The organism is Campylobacter blaseri, from assembly GCF_013201895.1.
GTDB lineage: Bacteria > Campylobacterota > Campylobacteria > Campylobacterales > Campylobacteraceae > Campylobacter_B > Campylobacter_B blaseri.
This window is the reverse complement of record NZ_CP053841.1, coordinates 1,110,761-1,131,150: the sequence shown is the minus strand read 5'-3', so window position 1 is coordinate 1,131,150 and position 20,390 is coordinate 1,110,761. Positions and strand designations below refer to the sequence as shown.

General features: G+C 28.6%; 12 protein-coding genes and 1 pseudogene. 8 read left to right on the top strand and 5 right to left on the bottom strand.

Annotation, left to right across the window (positions count from 1 at the left end):
* Positions 1-37 precede the first annotated feature (37 nt).
* From rfaD to gmhA, 3 genes are read left to right on the top strand one after another with little or no spacing between them, the layout of a single operon-like run.
* Complete coding sequence (gene rfaD / locus CBLAS_RS05765) at positions 38-1,027, top strand: ADP-glyceromanno-heptose 6-epimerase (RefSeq protein WP_106871775.1); 990 nt, start codon at positions 38-40, stop codon at positions 1,025-1,027.
* Positions 1,020-2,444 (top strand): D-glycero-beta-D-manno-heptose-7-phosphate kinase, encoded by a 1,425-nt coding sequence (rfaE1, locus tag CBLAS_RS05760; RefSeq protein ID WP_106871773.1) that lies wholly within the window; start codon positions 1,020-1,022, stop codon positions 2,442-2,444. The genes rfaD and rfaE1 overlap by 8 nt, the downstream gene beginning before the upstream one ends.
* Positions 2,428-2,994 carry a D-sedoheptulose 7-phosphate isomerase gene (gmhA, locus tag CBLAS_RS05755; protein ID WP_106871771.1) on the top strand — a complete coding sequence of 189 codons (567 nt, stop codon included), beginning with the start codon at positions 2,428-2,430 and terminating at the stop codon, positions 2,992-2,994. Before rfaE1 ends, gmhA begins: the two co-directional genes overlap by 17 nt.
* Before the next feature lie 41 nt (positions 2,995-3,035).
* Here gmhA and CBLAS_RS05750 read toward each other — a convergent pair whose 3' ends face one another.
* Both CBLAS_RS05750 and CBLAS_RS05745 read right to left on the bottom strand, forming a co-directional pair.
* Positions 3,036-4,970, bottom strand: coding sequence for a BCCT family transporter (locus CBLAS_RS05750; protein ID WP_106871769.1), 1,935 nt, complete (start codon positions 4,968-4,970; stop codon positions 3,036-3,038).
* Positions 4,971-5,113: 143 nt separating this feature from the next.
* Entirely contained in the window at positions 5,114-7,048 is a 1,935-nt protein-coding gene (locus CBLAS_RS05745) for a BCCT family transporter (RefSeq protein ID WP_172658188.1), read from the bottom strand.
* 208 nt (positions 7,049-7,256) lie between these two features.
* On the opposite strand from CBLAS_RS05745, the gene purL reads away from it, so the two are divergent.
* The 5 genes and pseudogenes from purL to purH all read left to right on the top strand — a co-directional run bounded on the left by purL (position 7,257) and on the right by purH (position 13,663).
* Complete coding sequence (purL, locus tag CBLAS_RS05740; protein WP_106872049.1) at positions 7,257-9,458, top strand: phosphoribosylformylglycinamidine synthase subunit PurL; 2,202 nt, start codon at positions 7,257-7,259, stop codon at positions 9,456-9,458.
* A gap of 22 nt (positions 9,459-9,480) precedes the next feature.
* Positions 9,481-10,221: a TerB family tellurite resistance protein gene (locus tag CBLAS_RS05735; protein WP_106871765.1), complete on the top strand. Its 741-nt coding sequence runs from the start codon at positions 9,481-9,483 to the stop codon at positions 10,219-10,221.
* Entirely contained in the window at positions 10,199-11,308 is a 1,110-nt protein-coding gene (locus CBLAS_RS05730; protein ID WP_241517602.1) for a DNA-methyltransferase, read from the top strand. Before CBLAS_RS05735 ends, CBLAS_RS05730 begins: the two co-directional genes overlap by 23 nt.
* Positions 11,298-11,969, top strand: a pseudogene (locus tag CBLAS_RS09575) (HinfI family type II restriction enzyme). The gene CBLAS_RS05730 and the pseudogene CBLAS_RS09575 overlap by 11 nt, the downstream one beginning before the upstream one ends.
* Positions 11,970-12,124: 155 nt before the next feature.
* Complete coding sequence (gene purH, locus CBLAS_RS05720; protein ID WP_106871763.1) at positions 12,125-13,663, top strand: bifunctional phosphoribosylaminoimidazolecarboxamide formyltransferase/IMP cyclohydrolase; 1,539 nt, start codon at positions 12,125-12,127, stop codon at positions 13,661-13,663.
* A 318-nt stretch (positions 13,664-13,981) separates the two neighbouring features.
* Here purH and CBLAS_RS05715 read toward each other — a convergent pair whose 3' ends face one another.
* The 3 genes from CBLAS_RS05715 to ftsZ all read right to left on the bottom strand — a co-directional run bounded on the left by CBLAS_RS05715 (position 13,982) and on the right by ftsZ (position 20,387).
* The gene (locus CBLAS_RS05715; protein ID WP_106905677.1) at positions 13,982-15,649 is read right to left on the bottom strand and encodes a restriction endonuclease subunit S; all 1,668 of its coding nucleotides are present in this window, start codon (positions 15,647-15,649) and stop codon (positions 13,982-13,984) included.
* Positions 15,637-17,742, bottom strand: coding sequence for an HsdM family class I SAM-dependent methyltransferase (locus tag CBLAS_RS05710; protein ID WP_106871757.1), 2,106 nt, complete (start codon positions 17,740-17,742; stop codon positions 15,637-15,639). The genes CBLAS_RS05715 and CBLAS_RS05710 overlap by 13 nt, the downstream gene beginning before the upstream one ends.
* Positions 17,743-19,247: 1,505 nt before the next feature.
* Positions 19,248-20,387, bottom strand: a complete 1,140-nt coding sequence (gene ftsZ, locus CBLAS_RS05705; protein ID WP_106871755.1) for a cell division protein FtsZ — start codon at positions 20,385-20,387, stop codon at positions 19,248-19,250.
* Positions 20,388-20,390 lie beyond the last annotated feature (3 nt).

The window sequence follows — 20,390 nt, the reverse complement described above, 5'->3', positions numbered from 1 at the left end:
TATTATTTTGATATAATTTTTTAAAAAAGGAAAAATTGTGAAATTTAATGATGAAAAAATACTAATAACAGGTGCGGCTGGATTTATAGGTTCAAATTTGGCTCACTATTTTGATAAAAATTATAAAAATACAAAAGTTTTAGCTTTAGATATTTTTAGAACAGGTGAAACTTTTTCAAATGGAAATTTAAAAAGCTTTGGTCATTTTAAAAATTTAAAAGGTTTTAGCGGAGAGATTGTTCAAGCTGACATCACTAAACCTGAGTTTTTAAAAATTCTTAAAAAATTTAAACCAGATATCATCTTTCATTTAGCTGCGATTTCTGATACAACTGTGCTAGATCAAGCTGTTATGATAGAGACAAATTTAAATACCTTTAAACCACTTTTAGAGTATTGTAGAAAAAATGGTGCAAAACTTATATATGCAAGTTCAGCCGCTACTTATGGGGATGCAAAAGTTCCACAAACAGTATGGGAGTGCGAAAATCCAAACAATGTTTATGGCTTTTCAAAACTTAGTATGGACTATATGGCTTTAAAATACATAGAAAAAGGTGTTCATGTTGTTGGGCTTAGGTATTTTAATGTTTATGGAGAAAGGGAGTATTTTAAAAATACAACAGCTTCAATGGTGCTTCAATTTGGGCATCAAATTCTAGCAGGAAAAGAGCCAAAACTTTTTGAGGGAAGTGATAAAATCTTTAGAGATTTTGTATACATAAAAGATGTAATTAGTGCAAATATCAAATCTGTTTTTACAAAAAAATGTGGTGTTTATAATGTTGCAACAGGCAAACCAAGAAGTTTTCAAGATATAGTTGATATCTTGCAAAAAGAGCTTGATACAAACTACAAATGTCAATACATTAAAAATCCACACAAAGCCTACCAATACTTTACTCAAGCAAATATGCAAGAAAGTAAAGAATACCTAGATTTTGAGGCAAAATATACCTTAGAAGAGGGCATTAAAGAGTATATTCCAGAGATAAAAAGACTATATAAAGAAGAAGTAGATGTATAATATAAAAGATAAAGAACCAAAAATTTTAGTAATTGGCGATTTAATGCTAGATAGATATCTTTGGGGGAATTGTGATAGAATCTCTCCAGAAGCTCCTGTTCAAGTTATTGATGTAAAAAATGAAACAAAACACTTAGGTGGTGCTGGCAATGTTTTAAACAACCTTTTAAGTCTTGGTGCAAAAGTTGGCATTATAAGTGTCGTTGGAGATGATAAAACTTCAAAAATAATAGAGAAAATTTTAGATGAAAAATTGGTTAAGATAGAGTTTTTACATAAACAAAAAAGAAGACTAACATCACAAAAAACTAGAATTATCTCAAGTAAACAGCAAATTGTAAGATTTGATAAAGAGAGCGTTGAGGATATCTGTGAAGATGTTGGGCTTAAACTTTTAGATAAATTTAAAGATATTGCTAAAAATTATGAAGTTGTTGTTTTATCAGACTATGGAAAAGGCGTTTTAAGTGATAATATTTGTAAACAAATTATCAAAATTTCAAATGAGCTAAATTTACCTGTTTTGATAGATCCAAAGGGAAGTGATTACTCAAAATACAAAAATGCAACACTTCTTACACCAAACAAAAAAGAGGCTTATGAGGCAACTGGCATTAAAATTATAGATAATGAAAGTTTGCAAAGATGTATTAAAAAGCTAAAAGATGAGCTAAATTTAAAATACTCTTTGATAACTTTATCAGAACAAGGCGTTGCATTTTATGATGATAAGCTTACTATAATTCCTGCAATTGCTAGAGATGTTTTTGATGTAACGGGTGCTGGAGATACGGTTCTTTCAGCACTTAGTTATATGCTAGCTTGCAAAGAAGATATAAAAGATGCTGTAATTTTTGCAAACAAAGCCGCAGCTGTTGTTGTTGCAAAAGTTGGAAGTGCTACTGTTACTTTTGAAGAGATAGAGCATTATGAGAGAGAAAAGGGCATTGGTGAGCTTGAAAGTAGAATTAAAACTAAAGAAGAACTAAAGCAAATTTTAAGTAGTAGCAATAAAAAAATTGTTTTTACAAATGGTTGCTTTGATATTTTGCACGCTGGGCATGTGAAATACTTAAAAACTGCAAAATCGTTTGGTGATATTTTAGTTGTCGGCTTAAACTCAGATAATTCTGTTAAAATTTTAAAAGGTAAAGAGCGTCCTATAAATAGTGAGCTTGATAGAGCTGTGCTTTTAAGTGCATTAAGCTTTGTGGATTATGTGGTTATATTTAATGAACAAACTCCTTATGATTTAATCAAGTATTTAAAACCTAATGTGCTAGTAAAAGGTGGGGATTATGAGGGAAAAGAAGTTGTTGGTAGTGATTTAGTTGATGAGTTAAAACTTGTTAAATTTGAAGATGGAAAGAGCACTACAGGCATTATTAAAAGGATAAAAAATGAAAGAAATGATTAAAAAAGAGCTAAATTTACATGAAAAAACAATACAAGATGTTAAGATTTCTTTACAAGATGATATTTTAAAAGCTTGCGAAATGGTAGTTAGATGTATAAAAAATGGAAATAAAGTTTTACTTTGTGGAAATGGTGGAAGTGCTGCTGATGCACAACATATTGCAACTGAGCTAACAGGAAGATATAAAACTGAAAGAGTAGGGCTTCCTGCAATTGCTATCACAACTGATACATCAGCCTTAACTGCTATAGGAAATGACTATGGTTATGAGTTTGTATTTTCAAGACAAGTAGAAGCACTTGCAAAAAAAGGAGATTTGCTTTTAGCTATTTCAACAAGTGGAAAAAGCCCTAATGTAATTAAAGCCATAAATCAAGCTAAAAATATGGGTTGTGATGTAATTGGTTTTAGTGGAAAAGATGGTGGAGAGATGAATGAAATTTGTGATTTAAACATAGTTATACCTTCAAATGACACTCCACGCATTCAAGAGATGCATATTTTAATAGGTCATATTATTTGTCAAGCAGTGGATAATAATTTTAGCTAGATTAAAGTAAAATAGCCTAGAAACTCTAGGCTATTAAAAAATTATGTAACTTTATGTAAGAAATATAGGTGTTTTCTATATTGCTCTACAATATCGTTTAAAATAGAGTCCTTGCTCCATCCCATTACATCATATCCTTGACCACCTTCAAGTAGATAAACTTCAGCTGTATAGAGTGTATCAGTATTGGCATAATCAAGAGCTTCGGTTTTAAGTATTTTTATACCATATCTAAAATCTCTATCATCTCCCATTCCTACATGTATGTGAATTTGAGATTTTTCTTTATTTTTTTCTATAATAGCCACTAAGTCATTTTTTTCAAATTCCTCTTTGACCTCTTTAAAAGCAGGCTCAACAATTTTATTTAAGAATTTTTCTGCATCTCTTTTATCTGGGACATATATAATTGCTTGAAGTTTTTCTCTCCAATTTTTTGAAGTACCAGTTGGAGATATAGCGCCTAAAATTTGAGTTCTTTTTTTCTCAGCATCAATACTTAAAGCTTTAAAAAGACCATATATACAACCGCCTAAAGCTATAGTAAGTGGAAAAGCAGCTATAATTGTCATAGCTTGAAGTGCTTTTAAGCCACCTGCATAGAGTAAAACTGAGGCTATGACACCTATTAAAACACACCACCATAGTTTTTGCCATTTAGGTGTATCGTCTTTTCCATTTGAGCAAAGCATATCTATCACCATAGCAGCTGAATCAGCTGATGTTACAAAAAATATTATGATCATTATGGTTGCAATAGTTGACATTATAAAACTAAATGGAAATTTCTCTAAAAATACAAATAAGGCTAAAGAGACATTTTCATTTACTGCTGTTGCAAGCTCTGTGTATCCTCCATTTATAAGTTCAATCGCACTATTTCCAAATACAGTCATCCACAAAAAGACAAAACCCGTTGGAACAAATAAAACACCAGCTACAAACTCTTTAATAGTTCTACCGCGGGAAATTCTAGCTATAAAAAGTCCAACAAATGGAGCCCAAGACAGCCACCAAGTCCAGTAAAGTAACGTCCAACCACCAATCCAACTTTCATTTTGTTTTTCATATGCATATAGATTGAATGTATCTCTTAAAAATGATGACATATATGAACCTATGTTTTCAACCAAAGAATTTAAAAGACCTGTTGTATTACCTAAAAGTAGTATAAAGAGAATTATAAAAACCGCAAGTATCATATTTGTATTACTAAGTAGTTTGATTCCTTTATCAAGTCCACTTGTTGCAGAGATTGTAACTAAAACAGTTATTATGGCTATAAAAATAATCTGAGTTGACGAGGTCATAGGAATTTCAAAAAGATGGTTAAAACCAGCATTTATCTGAAGGACTCCCATACCTAAAGATACAGTAACACCAAAAAATGTAGCAATTACAGCAAAAATATCTATAATATCTCCAAAGGTTCCATAAATTTTATCTCCAACTAATGGATAAAAAGCAGATTTTAGGGTAAGTGGAAGATTGTGTCTATATGCAAAAAAGGCTAAAATTATTGCTACAATTCCATAAATAGACCAAACGCTTATTCCCCAGTGAAAAAAGGTTATAGTCATGGCTTGTTTAGCTGCTTCTACGGTTTGTGGATCTCCTGTTGGTGGCGCTAAGTAGTGCATAACAGGTTCACCAACTCCCCAAAACATTAAACCAATCCCCATTCCTGCTGAAAAAAGCATCGCAAACCACGATACATTGGAGTAGGCAGCTTCAGCGTGATCAGGACCTAGCTTTATGTCCCCATATTTTGAAAATAGTAAAAACATAACTGAAAAAAAAATAATAGTTACAGATAGTACATAAAACCAGCCAAATGTTTCAGTTAGATAGTTTTGTATATTGGTTAATGATACAAGCATTATCTTTGGAAATATTAAAGCAATAGCTAGTATCGCAAAAAGCAATACAATAGACGGATAAAAAACCGACGGATTAAAACTTTTTTTAAATTTCATATCTAAATCCTTTCTATAAATTTAACAAATATTAAAGAAATTTAATATTTCTACATATATTATTTTGCAGTAATCAATTTGCAATTTTAAAGAAATTTACACTGTATTAATTTATAATACAGTGTAAATGTTTAAAGACTATTTTAGGTGGTTTTATATAAGAAATGCATATGGTTTCTATATTGCTCTATAATATCATTTATAATAGACTCTTTACTCCAGCCGATGACATCATAATCTTGACCACCCTCAAGCAGATAGACAGTTGCTCTATAGTATCTGTCTGTATCAGCATAGTCAGGAGCTTCAGCCTCAACTAGTTTAATGCCATATCTAAAATCTCTATCATCACCCATTCCAACATGTAGATGAATTTGCCACTTTTTAATATCTTCTTCTATTTTTGCAGACATACCATACTCTTCAAATTTAGCTTGCACATCTTTAAAAGCTGGTTTTATAACTCTTCTTAGAAACTTTTCAGCATCATTTTTATCAGGAGTGTCAATTATAGCTTTTAATCTCTCTTCCCAGTTTTTTGAGCTTCCAGTTGGTGCTATAGTTCCAATATCTTGAGTTTTTTTCTTCTCTACATCTATAGCTAGGGCTTTTATAAGTCCATATATACAACCAAGCAGAGCTATAGTTAGAGGAAAAGCAGCCGCAATTGTCATAGCCTGAAGTGCTTGCAAACCACCTGCATATAGTAAAACAGAGGCTATAAGCCCAATTAATACGCACCATAGAAGTTTTTGCCATTTAGGGGTATCATCTTTTCCGTTTGAACAAAGCATATCTATAACCATAGCAGCTGAATCAGCTGAAGTTACAAAAAATATTATAATCATTATAGTTGCAATTCCAGACATAATTGAGCCAAGTGGAAATTTTTCTAAAAATACAAAAAGAGCTAAAGATACATCTTCATTTACTGCAGTTGCAAGCTCTGTGTATCCACCATGGATTAAATCTATTGCGCTATTTCCAAAAACAGTCATCCATAAAAATATGAATCCAGTTGGCACAAATAAAACACCAGTTATAAACTCTTTTATAGTTCTACCACGAGAAATTCTAGCTATAAAAAGACCAACAAAAGGAGCCCAAGATAGCCACCAAGTCCAGTAAAGTAAAGTCCAACCACCAATCCAGCTCTCTTTTTGTTTTTCATAAGCATATAGATTAAATGTATCACTTAAAAATGATGATAGGTATTGACCTGTGTTTTGCACAAGTGAATTTAAAATAAATGTTGTATTGCCTAAAATTAGTATAAATAAAACTAAAAATATAGCAAGTATCATATTTGTATTGCTAAGTAGTTTAATGCCCTTATCAAGCCCACTTGTTGCAGAAATAGTTACTAAAATAGTTATCACACCTATAAATATTATTTGAGTAATTATACTAATATCAAGTCCAAAAAGATGACTAAAACCGCCATTTATTTGTAAAACTCCAAAACCTAAAGATATAGTAACACCAAAAAATGTAGCAATTACTGCAAATATATCTATGATATCACCAAAAACTCCATAAATTTTATTTCCAACTAGTGGATAAAATGCTGATTTTAAAGTAAGTGGGAGGTTATGTCTATATGCGAAAAATGCTAAAATGATAGCAACTACTGCATAAATTGCCCACACATTTAAACCCCAGTGGAAAAATGTTATACTCATAGCTTGTCTTGCAGCTTCAACTGACTCAGGGGAGGCTGAAGGAGGAGCTAAGTAGTGCATAACAGGCTCACTAACGCCATAAAACATAAGTCCGATTCCCATTCCTGCTGAAAAAAGCATTGCAAACCAAGACATATTGGAATATGATGGTTTTGAGTGATCAGGTCCTAGTTTTATATCTCCATGTTTTGAAAATAGTAAAAATATAATCACAAAAAATATAATGGTTACAGCCAAAATATAAAACCAACCAAATGTATGTGTTAGATAGTCTTGTATTTTGGTGATTGAGTTAAGCATTCCTTCTGGAAATATTAGCGTTAAAGCTAATATTACAAAAAGCAATACAATAGATGGGTAGAAAACCGATGGGTTAAAACTTTTTTTAAATTGCATAAAAATCCTTATTTTTAGTTTTTTGTATTACTTTAAACAATATTGAATTTTAGTAAATTAATCTTAAATAAAGATAATATTATATTTATTGAAATTACTATTTTAAGGATATTTTATAGCTTTTATAGGTTAAATTATGGTTTTATCAAAAATATAGAGAAAATTTGATATTATTAGGGAATTATTGATTAAATTTGAGGATATAGATATGGATAAAGAGACCATCAAAGCACATAAAATTAGTGATGAAGAGTATTCAAAGATACTTGAAATTTTAGGACGAGAGCCAAATTTGCTTGAGCTTGGGGTATTTTCTGCTATGTGGAGTGAGCATTGTTCTTATAAATCAAGCAAAAAATATCTAAATGGTTTTCCAACTAAAGCACCTTGGGTTATACAAGGTCCAGGAGAAAATGCAGGTGTTATAGATATAGGCGGAGGTATGGTAGCAGTTTTTAAAATGGAGAGCCATAACCACCCAAGCTACATAGAGCCATTTCAAGGAGCAGCAACTGGAGTTGGCGGTATACTTCGTGATGTTTTTACAATGGGTGCTAGAGTTGAGGCAAATATGAATTCACTTAGATTTGGAGATATCAAGGGAAATGAAGCTGTAAATAGATATCAAAGATATTTAGTTAAAGGTGTTAGTGGTGGAATTTCTCACTATGGAAATTGTATGGGAATTCCAACAATTGGAGGAGAGATTAGCTTTGATAGCGGATTTAATGGAAATATCTTAGTAAATGCTTTTGCGCTTGGAATTTGCAAAAAAGATGAGATTTTTTATGGAAGGGCTGAGGGTATTGGAAATCCTGTAATCTATGTAGGTAGTAAAACAGGTAGAGATGGTCTAGGTGGTGCTGTTATGGCAAGTGATAGCTTTAATGAAGAAAACAAAAGCCTTAGACCTACTGTTCAAGTTGGAGATCCTTTTGCTGAGAAGCTTTTAATGGAAGCTTGTTTGGAGCTTTTTAAACATGATTATATAATAGGAATCCAAGATATGGGTGCAGCAGGACTAACAAGTTCAAGCTTTGAAATGTCTGGACGAAGTGGTAGTGGTATGAAGATGTATCTTGATAAGGTTCCTATGAGAGAAGAGGGAATGACTCCATATGAGCTTATGCTTAGCGAATCTCAAGAGAGAATGCTAATTTGTGCTAAAAAAGGTTGTGAAGATAAAATTAAAGAGATTTTTGCAAAATGGGATTTAGATGCTGAAGTAATTGGTGAGGTAACATCTAGTGGAAAGATGGAGCTTTTTTGGCATAATGAGTTAGTTGGTGAAATTCCAATAGATCCACTTAGTGAGGCAGCTCCAGTACTTGATAGACCTACTAAAAAACCAGCATATTTAGATGAGATTAAATTAGATAACTTACAATGTGCTACTATAAATACAATGAAAAATCAAGAGGCATTTGAGAGAATTTTAAAAGATGAGCATATTTTAAATAAATCTTTTGTTTATGATCAATATGATGCAAATATAGGAACAAATACCATAAAACAACCTGGACATTTAGGTGCTTCTGTTATGAGAGTAAAAGAGAACAATTGTGCTATTGCTATGGGTATGGAGTGTAACACAAGAATGAACTTTGTAAACCCAAAAATAGGGGCAGCTTTAGCAGTCGCATCAAGTGGTAGAAAGGTTGCAATGAGTGGAGCAACTCCTCTTGCTATAACTGATTGTCTAAATTATGGAAACCCTGAAAATCCTGAAGTTATGTGGCAATTTGCACAGGGTTGTGAAGGTATAAAAGAGGCTTGCAAAGAGCTAAATACTCCTGTTGTTAGTGGAAATGTTAGTTTATATAATGACACTGATGGTGTTAGTATCCAGCCAACTCCAGCTATAGTTAGCGTTGGAGTAAATGAGGATTATACAAAAACTTTGCCTTCTGTTTTTCAAAATGAAAATACAGCTGTCTATCTAGTTGGCGATACTAAAGGCATATTTGCAGGCTCACTTTATAGAAAAGTTGTAGAAGATAAAATCACCGGAACTTTGGTTGAAGTTGATTATAAAAAAGAGAGAGCCTTGTGGGATTTAGTCATTAGTGCTAACAAAGACGGATTGCTCGAGTTTGCAAATTCTGTTGGCATTGGTGGTGTTGCCATGACACTTGCTAAGATGAGTTGTAATGCTGGTTTTGGTGGAGAGTTTAAAATGCTTTGTGATGATAGTAGAGATATCTTTGATGAAAGTTATAGTAGAGCTATAATAGGGGTAAAAGATGAGGCTAAGTTTAAAGAGTATTTGCATAAATTTGGACTTGTATGGCAAAGATTAGGTGAAACAGGTGGTAATAAATTTAGTATAAATGAAGTTAGTATGAGCTTAGATGATATGAAAGATATATATTTTAATGATTTTGTTAAAATCATCAAAGATGAAAAATAGATAAAACTATATTAGGTTTTTAATGAATTTTTTTACTATACTATTAATTGTTATAATTATATATTATTTTTTAACAAGCTCAGTTAGGGTTAAAAAAAGCCCTAATATGGGCTTAACTTTTTTAGAGGCAAAATACCTAATAAGCCTACTTGCAAAAGTTGCTAAAAGCGATGGAAGAGTAAATGAATTTGAAGCAAATTTAATAAGCCATATTTTAGATGATTTGACTGTTCAAATTAATGGAACTAAAGAGGATAGAGAAGAGCTTAAAAAAGTTTACAATATAGAAAAAGAAAATATCTACAATGCTTACGATATAGCTAAAAAATATCAAAAAAAATTTAATCTAGGTCTTAGGGATAGAGTAGGTAGGGTGTATTTCTTTTTAAATATTGCCTATATAGATGGAAATTTTTCAAAAGCAGAACAGGATATAATAAGTAAAATTTGTGAAGGTCTTGGCATTCACCCACAGATACAAAATGAAATTTTTGCAAGATTTCAAAAGGATTTTAAATTTAGAGGCGGTAAAGAGCAAAACTACTATAATAAAAAATATATCCATAGAAAAGATCCATATAAAATTTTAGGTCTTCAAAAAGGAGCTAAATTTGAAGATGTTAAAAAAAGATATAGAGAGTTAGTTAGAAAATATCACCCTGATATCTTAATGGGCAGAGGAGCTGATGAAGAGATAATAGAGGCTGGAACAAAGAGATTACAAGAGATAAATGAAGCTTATGAAGAAATTAGAAAATTGTAGAGAACTCAATAAAATGGTTAAATTTTTTAATCAAATCATTAACGGCGATTGTATTGATGTTTTAAAGACAATCCCTGATAACTCAATAGATTTGGTTTTTGCAGATCCACCATATTTTATGCAGACGCAAGGAGAGCTTTTAAGGGCTGATGGTGATAAATTTAGCGGAGTTGATGATAGTTGGGATAAATTTAAGGACTATAAAGAGTATGATGCCTTTTGCGAAAATTGGTTAAAAGAGTGCAAAAGGGTAATGAAAAAAGATGCTTCTATTTGGGTAATAGGTTCATTTCAAAACATATATAGAATTGGCTATATTATGCAAAATTTGGATTTTTGGATACTAAATGATGTTGTATGGTCTAAACCAAATCCAGTTCCAAATTTCAAAGGCACAAGATTTTGCAATTCACACGAAACTTTACTTTGGTGTTCAAAAAGCCAAAAATCTAAATTTACATTCAATTATAAGACAATGAAGTATTTAAATAATGACAAGCAAGAGAAGAGTGTATGGAATATAGGTATTTGTATAGGACAAGAAAGAATAAAAGATACTAATGGTAAAAAGGCACATTCTACTCAAAAACCAGAAAAGCTTTTAGAAAAAATAATATTATCGAGCTCAACAATGGGAGATATTGTTCTTGACCCATTTTTTGGCACAGGAACAACAGGTGCTATTGCAAAAAAATATGGTAGAAATTTTATTGGAATAGAAAAAAACAGCGATTATATAAAGATTGCTAATGATAGGATAAAAAATATAAATTTTGTTGAAAGTGATATAGCTAGTGGTAAATTAGAGACAAAGCCTCCAAAAGTATCACTTGATATGCTATATCAAGCAGATATGATTTGTTTAGGTGAAATGCTATATGATAAAGCTGGAAATAATCCAGTAAAATATATAGGCAATGACAGGGTTAGTGATGGGTCAGATGAATTAAGTATTCATAAAATGTCAGCAAAAATTTTAAATAAGGTAAATCATAATGGCTGGAGCTATTTTTATATTATGAGAGATGGTGCTTTGTTTGAGATAGATAAATTAAGATATTTATATAAGGAAAAAAATGCAAGATGATATTTTGACAAAAGCTGTTAAAAATTTAATAACACATTCCAAAAGCAAAAGTAAAATAGAAAGTTTAAGAAAAAAACATAGTAAAAAATTGCATTTCATACCTATAAAATATAGAATATTTGGTGGAATTTTGCAAAGTATGAATATTTAGTTTGGAAATTTTATAGAAGAATTAATGCAAATTTTAGTATATGAGAGTGGGAATGAAATTTTAAATATTAGTGGTAAAAAAAATAATAAATTTTCAATATCAAAAGTTATTGAAACTAAGATAGACAATTATATTAGTAAAGCTCAAAGTGATGATAATTTTAATCTTAATGAAGAATTTTCAAAATTACAAGATGAAATTTTGGATGATAAATCAAATGATTTCATTACGATTAAACACGATATAGATTTGATTTTCAAAGATAAAAATGACATTACATACTATGTTGAAATAAAATATAATGATGATCACGATACTGGTAAATTTATTGATATTAATAGAAAATTTATAAAAACTTATGCTTATTTGGTTCGCAAATTTAATATATCATCAAAAGAAAAACTAATTCCAATTTTATTTTATTTTAACAATAAAAAGATGAAAGGAAATATTTATATACCAGAAAAAACTAATATTTATAGAGGAAAAAATTTTTTGATAAATTTTTAAATGTAAGCTATGAAGAAATAGAAAAAAAGTTATTAAATTTTTCAAATAGTGATGAAAATATTGAAATTTTTGAGCAATTATATAAAAATATAGTAAAAAACTAGTTAATTTATAAAAATAATAATCAACTAAATAAAATTAAAAATGGAGGGGAAATGAGAGCTTTAATTAGTGTTAGTGATAAAGATGGTGTAGTTGAGTTTGCCAAAGAGTTAGAAAAACTTGGTTGGGAGATTTTAAGTACAGGTGGGACTTATAAGCTTTTAGTTCAAAATGGGGTAAAAGCAGTTGAGGTTAGTGAGTATACAAAAAGCCCTGAGATGTTTGAGGGTAGGGTAAAGACCTTACACCCAAAAATTCACGGCGGTATACTACATAAAAGAGATGATGAAAATCACAAAAAACAGGCTATGGAATTTGGCATTGGTGGGATAGATTTAGTTTGTGTTAATTTGTATCCATTTAAAGCAACCATTGCTAGAACTGATGATTTTAATGAAATTATTGATAACATAGACATTGGCGGACCTGCGATGGTTAGAAGTGCAGCAAAAAACTTTAAAGATGTTTTGATAGTTACTGATATTTTGGATTATGATGAAATTTTAGATAGATTAAAAAACAAAACTGATGATATTGAATTTAGAAGAAATTTAATGATAAAAGCATATGAGCATACAGCTGCATATGATTCTATGATAGCAAACTATATGAACAAAAGATTTAATGGCGGTTTTGGGGCTAAAAAGTTTATAGTTGGAAGTAAAGTTTTTGATACAAGATATGGAGAAAATCCTCACCAAAAGGGTGCTTTGTATGAATTTGAAAACTACTTTACAAATAATTTTAAAGCACTAAAAGGTGAAGCTAGTTTTAACAATATGACCGATATTTATGGAGCTGTTAGCTTAGCAAGTAGCTTTGGAGAACTTCCTGCAATTGCTATTTGCAAACATGCTAATCCTTGTGGTTTTGCTATAAAAGGTAATTTGTTGGAAAGTTATGTGGAAGCTTTAAAATGTGACCCAATATCTGCTTTTGGTGGAGTTATTGCGATAAATGGCACACTTGACAAAGAGCTAGCTTTAAAACTTCATGAAAAGGGAACTTTTATGGAGGTAATTATCGCTGCAAATGTTACAGATGAAGCGTTAGAAGTTTTTGCTGATAAAAAAAGAACTAAAATTTTTACTCAAGAAAATAAATTTTTAGCAAGAAGCGATGAGGATTATAACTTTAAGTTTATAGATGGTGGTTTTGTATATCAAGAGCGTGATTTTGTAGATGATAGCGAGATATTAGATGCAAAATGTGTTACCAAAAAACAATCTTCAAAAGATGAGTTAAATGATATGCTAATGGCATGGAAAATAGCAGCTTTAACAAAGAGTAATTGTGTTGTTTATGTTAAAAACAGTGCTATGGTTGCCATTGGTATGGGTATGACAAGCAGGGTTGATGCGGCTAGGGCTGCTGTGAATAAAGCAAATGATATGGGGCTTGATTTAAATGGTTGCACTTTGGCTAGTGAGGCATTTTTCCCTTTTAGAGATAGTGTTGAGATAGCAGCTAAAGTTGGAGTTAAAAATATAGTTCAACCAGGTGGTTCAATAAGAGATGAAGATGTTATAAAAGCAGCCGATGAAAATGATATTGCAATGTATTTTACAGGAATAAGGCATTTTTTGCATTAAAAATAAATAAAAGAGATATCAGTAATTTGATATCTCTTTAAAGAATGAAAGAATATATAGTTTTTAATTAGTCCATTTTATTTCTAAGATAAGCTTATGTGTTTTAATTAGTATATTTTTAAATCTTCTATTTGTTATTTGTAAAATTAATATATAAGCATAATACTTTTATTATTTCAACTATTACATTTACATATTTTATTATACTTTATATAATTATTCCTTATTCTTATAATACTTTCTCCTAATTTTGAGCAAAAAAAGAATAAGAATTTTTATTTATTATTCCAGCTAATACTTGTATTACATTATTTTTATTTAAAATTTTATTTCTGTATTTATAATATCGTCTGCTTTTTTTACTAAAATATCTTTAATTTTTAAAATTTGATTATATTGTTTTGATATTTCAATTTGAATATCGCCATCTATATCTCCATAGCAATTAAATGGTATAGGTATTTTTATATCGTCAATCATATTTTTGGTTAATTTTGTAAATTCATTTTTGCGACCTATTCCTTTTCTTCCCTTTGCAATATCTCTTAACCTGTACTCTAATACATTAGATACATATTCTAAATTTATATTTTCCATTTTAGGAATTAAAATAACTCTGTCAGCATTTATAGAAAATTTTTCATTGAAAATTTTCATTACTCCAGCTATACCATTAACAGAAACAGATAAATACTTTCCACTATAATCATAAGTATTCATATATGATAATGGCGAATAATTATCTGCTGAATAAACTGGATATTGTCCGTAATTATTTTTACAATATGTTTTCGTGTATTTACTTTTTCCTCTAACTATATTAAATAATTCGCTAACGTTTATATATATATATATATATATATATGGAGTTAAGCCATCTAACTCAACATTTGCAAGTGTAAAAGGTAAACCTTTATCAGTTATTTTTTGTTTCATTTCATCAATTAAATCATATTTTTTTACAATTGCATTTTGTTTATCTAAATCTATTTTTCCATCTTTAGTTGCGGGAAATTCTATTTTTATATTTAAATTTTTTATCATTGTACTATTTATTTTTGTATATTCATTTTTACCTTTAATACCCTCTCTACCTTTAGTATTTTGTCTAAAAATAGGTTGTAATATTCTTCTAATATACTCTAAATTAACAGTATCATAATATTCAGATTTCAATTTCATTATACCAACAATATTTGTAATAGAAAATTTACCTTCAATATTTCTAATATAACCACCAAGACCATCAGTATTCCATATAAGATATTTTCCATCATACATAAAGTTATTAATGTAGCCAAAAGGCATATCTAATTGTGTAGAATATACTGGATAATCACCTTTATTATTATTTATATACATTTGAGAAATTACTTTTCCTCTTTCTATTTCAAACAATTCTTCAAATGGCAAAATAATAGTTCTTTTTTCTTCATTACTAGCCATAAAATCTACTTCAACACTATTTATATAATCTAATTTTTCTTTTAATTCTAATTTTTTATCTTCTATAATATTATATTTTTTTACAATTTCTTTTTGTTTTTCAATGTCAAAATCACCATCTTCATTAACTGGAATATTTATTTCTGTTGTTTTTACAAGGGTTTGGTTTAAATTTTTTTGTTTTGACCCTTTTACCCTTAAAAGAAACTTTTGCTCTGCCATTAATCTAATAAATTCAAGCGAAAGAACACTTTTATATTCTTCCTTAATCTTTACTCCACATACATTTCGACCTATAGAAAACCTATTCGTAGTAATATTGTATGTTTTACCAGAATCACCATAATTGACAACACAAAAAACTTCTTCATTCTCAAAATCATAATCACTAATATAGCCAAAAGGCATATTTGTATTTGCGGAATATACGGGATATTCCCCTTTATTATTATTAATATAGTTTTTAGTATATTTATGATTTTCAGGTATTATATCACATATATCTAAAATTTGTTTTTCAACGTAACTTATTTTAGCCATTCTAATTCCTCCTTAAAGTCTTTTAAGGATACAATCATATCTTCCAATAAATCTTGAAATTCATCTACTGTTACAATATTTTTTGCCTTTTTAAGTCCTATATCAATTTTTTCTTCTTCTGTCCACCAATTTTCAATTATCCAAGATTTATTTTCGTTAAATTCGTCTATATTAATTAACTTCAGCTTTTTATCATTTTTAATATATGATTTAATAGGTTCTACAATATTATTTTTATCACCTTTTCTATAAAAGTTATATTTTGTTACAGCTTCTTTTAAATCACTATCATAATTATCAAATCTATATACATCAAGTGTTTCACCTATTGTATTTGCAATATATGTAAATACAGGATATTTTTGATGTATATTATTATTTAATTCATCCTCTGTTTTCTTTTTTAATGTTAAAATATATGTCTTCTTAGGTGTATTGAAAAATGCCCCAACTGGTAGTGATATAATACTTTCTATATAAAAATTATTTATAATATATTTTTTTATTTTTTTATTTGCATAATTTGAGAATATACCATCAGGAAGTACAATATTTGCTACCCCACCATATTTTAATGATTTTAATATCCATTCTAAAAATAAACTTTCAACACCACTACCGCCTAAATTATAATTCCCAGTATTTTTGGCATTCTCCATCATTATTTTACTTTGATAATAAGGTGGATTAGCAAGAATTAAATCATATTTATTTTTTTCTAATTCTCCTAGAGTTCCTAACATTGTTTTATGAAGATAAAAAGATTTATCTAATAAACTTTGAGATATTTTTTTTACATCTGATAGGGAATTGTTTTTTTTAAACAATTCAGAAAAATAAATTAACATATTTGCTTTTGCTAAAATTATAGTTAAATCATCTCTCTCAGACATCATTTTGTCATAACCTATAATCTCTATATTCTGCTCTAAATTACCTTTTTCATATTTATAGTAATCAGACATTTTGTCATCTATTGACTCAAGTAAAAATTTTCCTACACCACAAGCTGGGTCACATATTTTCATTCCTTTATTTATATCAACCATAGAAATCATTTCATTGACAATTTTTAATGGCGTAAAAAACTGACCCATATCAGACTTTTCATTACTGTTTTTCATAAAAGTTTCAAATAATTTTGATTTAAAATCTGTACTAATATTCAAAAATTTTCCGTTTTCTTTTTCATATTTATAAAACTCTAATATGACTTTTTTAAATATTTCATCTGTATTATCTTTACTAATATAGTTATTAAAATCATCTTTTTCTATATGAAAAACTTGACCATTTATAATACTAGTGCCATCATTAGCTTCAGGAAATAATTTTTTCATAGTCTCCCTTGCTCCATCTATATATTTACCTAATATTTTAGCATCTGTAATATCTGGGTCTCTTTTTTTGTAATCGTCTGAATACATATTTACAATATGAGAAAAGGAACTATCTCCTTTTAAAACATTTATATCTGATAAATATTTAAATAAAAATAATTCTACAAATGTATATAACGACATTTTAGCTGATGCAAAAGTTAGATTTACAAGTATTCTATTAATTTTTACGGCTAAAGTTGTTGGGTCTAAATATTCTTTTTTTAATATTTTGTCATTAGTAGAGCTAATAGATTGAGAAATATTATTTACAAGAGTTGCTATCTCCTTCTCGTTTTCTTTTGGTCTTATTGCTAAATTAATCTCATTGCCATTTTCGTCTAATATAGGATTTCCTGTTTTGGGATTTATCCAAATATACGACTCTCCATCACTAACAATATAAATTAAAGAATTAATTGCTTTTGCAACTGATAATTCTTGATTTATAGCTCTTTTTATATCATTTTCACTTTTAAATTTATGTGGCACTTTTTGTTCAAGATAAATTACTACTTCTTTTTCTTTATTTATTATTAAAACATCTGGTTTTTTCTTGGCAATATCTTTATTTACTTTATATTTTTTTATTATATTTGAGTCAATTAAAGATTTTACAGTAGTTGCACCAAGACTTAAACACTCATACCTATCAAGTATGGTAACATTATTAGAGTATATTTTATTTTGTGTTAATTGTTCTGATTTACTCATTTTTTATTCTCTGCTTTTTTTATTTTTCTAATTGTATTATAGTAAATTTTCTCTTGTTTTGAATAAATTATTTAATATTATTTGTTTTTCAAAAACCTATTCTTGTATTATACATTTTTTTATTTTACAAGATATGATTTTATTGTATAGTTTGTTTAAATTAATCACTAAGCTACTTATAATATCATATCCTTATTTGTTATTTTTGTTTTATTATTACAAAAACTTAATAATATATTTTAATGTTTAATTCAGATATATTAAAGTTAATTGTATATAATAAATTAAATAATTCTATATAAAACTCAAGATTTAGTTATGACTCAATTAAAATTACTTACAAATCTCTTTAATCTATTATTATATTTATTAAAATTTTGTACATGATAAATTATTTTACTCTTTTCTATTTTTTAATGAGAAAACTCTATATTATTTTAAAGTATATAATTTTTATATACTTTAAATTTATCTGTACATAATATTAGAGTATTTTAATATTTAAATATCTATCTAGACTTATATTTTATTTCTTTGCTTGATAATTTTTTGCAATATCTTTCTTTTAATTTTTGCTTTTTCTGCAAGTATAGCATTTTGTTAGTTAAAAAATCTATGAGATTTTGATTTTCTACCTCTCTTTTTAGAATTTATTGTTAAATTTTTATAACCTTTATTTGATTATAATAATATTTTCCATTTATTTAACTATTTTATTAAAATTATATTTTAACATTTAATTTAAAGATTTAATAATTTTATATCGCTAATAAAACAAAGATATATAATACCTACCATACATTTTTTCTATATGCTGATATTGTATTTGTGTTATTTGTAGAAGTCTTATTATAATTGTATATTTTATCGAACTTTATATGTGTTCTTTTTATTAACATTACTTTTAAATTTTTAATATCTAATTCTAATCCTTTTAGCATTTTTAAATTTGTTAATTACCCATAAGCATCGCTTCTATTTTTACCTTTGTAATAGAAATATAGTATATTCCAAATAAAAATTAACACTTTGATTCAATAGAACCATAAAATAAAAAGTTTGTTAATTTCAAAACCATTTTGATTAATATCGCAAAGAGTTTGGGTTAGTTTTTATAATAGTAAGTTTAATACTAAAATATCATTGGTATTAAACTTATAAAATAGCGATATAGATATGTAAGAATCTTAACATGATTTAAAAAATAAGCAAATTAAAAAATCTTAATGCAAAAGAACAACCAACATAAATTTAAAATATATTAATAATAACCATAGTTAATTTTTTATTTCCATGAATATTTAATTATTGATTTGGAAATTATGAATCAGCATATGAAATTAAAATTTAAATACTTAGTAGATTTTTTATTATTATATTAATTTTAATATTATAACTAAAACTTTAGTTTTATTTTATATATAAGACACTTTTTACATTAATAAAAAAAGAGATATCAGTAATTTGATATCTCTTTAAAGAATAAAAGAATATGTAGTTTTTAATTAGTCCATTTTATTTCTAAGATAAGCAGGTTGTTCTAGCTCATCATAGATATCATCACTATCAAAACCACCACTAACTTTTCTTAATTTTCTCATACTTATTTGTTGCGTTGTTTCATTCATATTAGAATTATTTTCGTTGTTTATAACTTCCTTTACTTTTTTTTCGCCTTCAAAACCAGTTGCGATTAAGGTAACTTCAACTCTATTATTTTCTATTGTATCATCTGAAGTAGTTCCAAAAATAATATCAGCATTATCATCAGCAACTTCTTCGACTATACCTACAGCCTCACTTATTTCAAGCAAAGAGCAAGATGGATGAATTCTAAAATGTATTAAAATTCCCATTGCACCATTTATCTTCATATCATCTAAAAGGGGTGATTGAATAGCATCTTGAACAGCTTCTATAGCTGCGTCTTCACCTTCACTAACTCCTGCACCCATAAGTGCCAAGCCTCTGTGGCTCATAATTTTTTTAACATCAGAGAAATCAAGATTGATATCGCTATCGCCGGAGTCTAAAATGATTGAAGTCATGCCATTAACAGCTCTTGCTAATACATCATCAACCATTTTAAAAGCCTCTTTGATACCTGCTTTTTTATCAATTAAGCTTAGTAATTTTTCATTCGGTATTACAAGTATAGAATCACACTCTTTTTTAAGCTCTTCTATCCCCTCTTGCGCTAGGGCTAATCTTTTTTTACCTTCAAATTTAAATGGAGTTGTTACAACACCAATCGTTAAAGCTTTATTTTCTTTTGCGGCTTTAGCAACAATTGGAGCAGCTCCGGTTCCAGTTCCACCGCCAAGACCAGATGAGATAAATACTATATCAGAGTATTCTAGTGCATCTTTTATGATATCGTAGCTTTCTTCGGCTGATTCTTTTCCAACTTCTGGTATCATACCTGCACCAAGACCTTTTGTTCTTACTTCACCAAGCTGAACTTTTGTCTTTGCTAAGGATGAATCAAGTGCTTGCGCATCTGTGTTGGCAACTATTAAATCAATTCTGTCAAAACCTTCTCTTATCATATGGTTTATCATATTTCCGCCGCCACCACCGACGCCTATTACTTTCATTTTGGCTCCATATACGCCTCTATTTTCTTCCACACTAAATCCTTTCATACT

Bases quoted from the DNA above. Each gene is read 5' to 3' on its own strand.
- rfaE1 (WP_106871773.1), top strand. From the start codon at position 1,020: ATGTATAATATAAAAGATAAAGAACCAAAAATTTTAGTAATTGGCGAT.
- gmhA (WP_106871771.1), top strand. From the start codon at position 2,428: ATGAAAGAAATGATTAAAAAAGAGCTAAATTTACATGAAAAAACAATA.
- CBLAS_RS05750 (WP_106871769.1), bottom strand. From the start codon at position 4,970: ATGAAATTTAAAAAAAGTTTTAATCCGTCGGTTTTTTATCCGTCTATT.
- CBLAS_RS05745 (WP_172658188.1), bottom strand. From the start codon at position 7,048: ATGCAATTTAAAAAAAGTTTTAACCCATCGGTTTTCTACCCATCTATT.
- purL (WP_106872049.1), top strand. From the start codon at position 7,257: ATGGATAAAGAGACCATCAAAGCACATAAAATTAGTGATGAAGAGTAT.
- CBLAS_RS05735 (WP_106871765.1), top strand. From the start codon at position 9,481: ATGAATTTTTTTACTATACTATTAATTGTTATAATTATATATTATTTT.
- CBLAS_RS05730 (WP_241517602.1), top strand. From the start codon at position 10,199: ATGAAGAAATTAGAAAATTGTAGAGAACTCAATAAAATGGTTAAATTT.
- purH (WP_106871763.1), top strand. From the start codon at position 12,125: ATGAGAGCTTTAATTAGTGTTAGTGATAAAGATGGTGTAGTTGAGTTT.
- CBLAS_RS05715 (WP_106905677.1), bottom strand. From the start codon at position 15,649: ATGGCTAAAATAAGTTACGTTGAAAAACAAATTTTAGATATATGTGAT.
- CBLAS_RS05710 (WP_106871757.1), bottom strand. From the start codon at position 17,742: ATGAGTAAATCAGAACAATTAACACAAAATAAAATATACTCTAATAAT.
- ftsZ (WP_106871755.1), bottom strand. From the start codon at position 20,387: ATGAAAGGATTTAGTGTGGAAGAAAATAGAGGCGTATATGGAGCCAAA.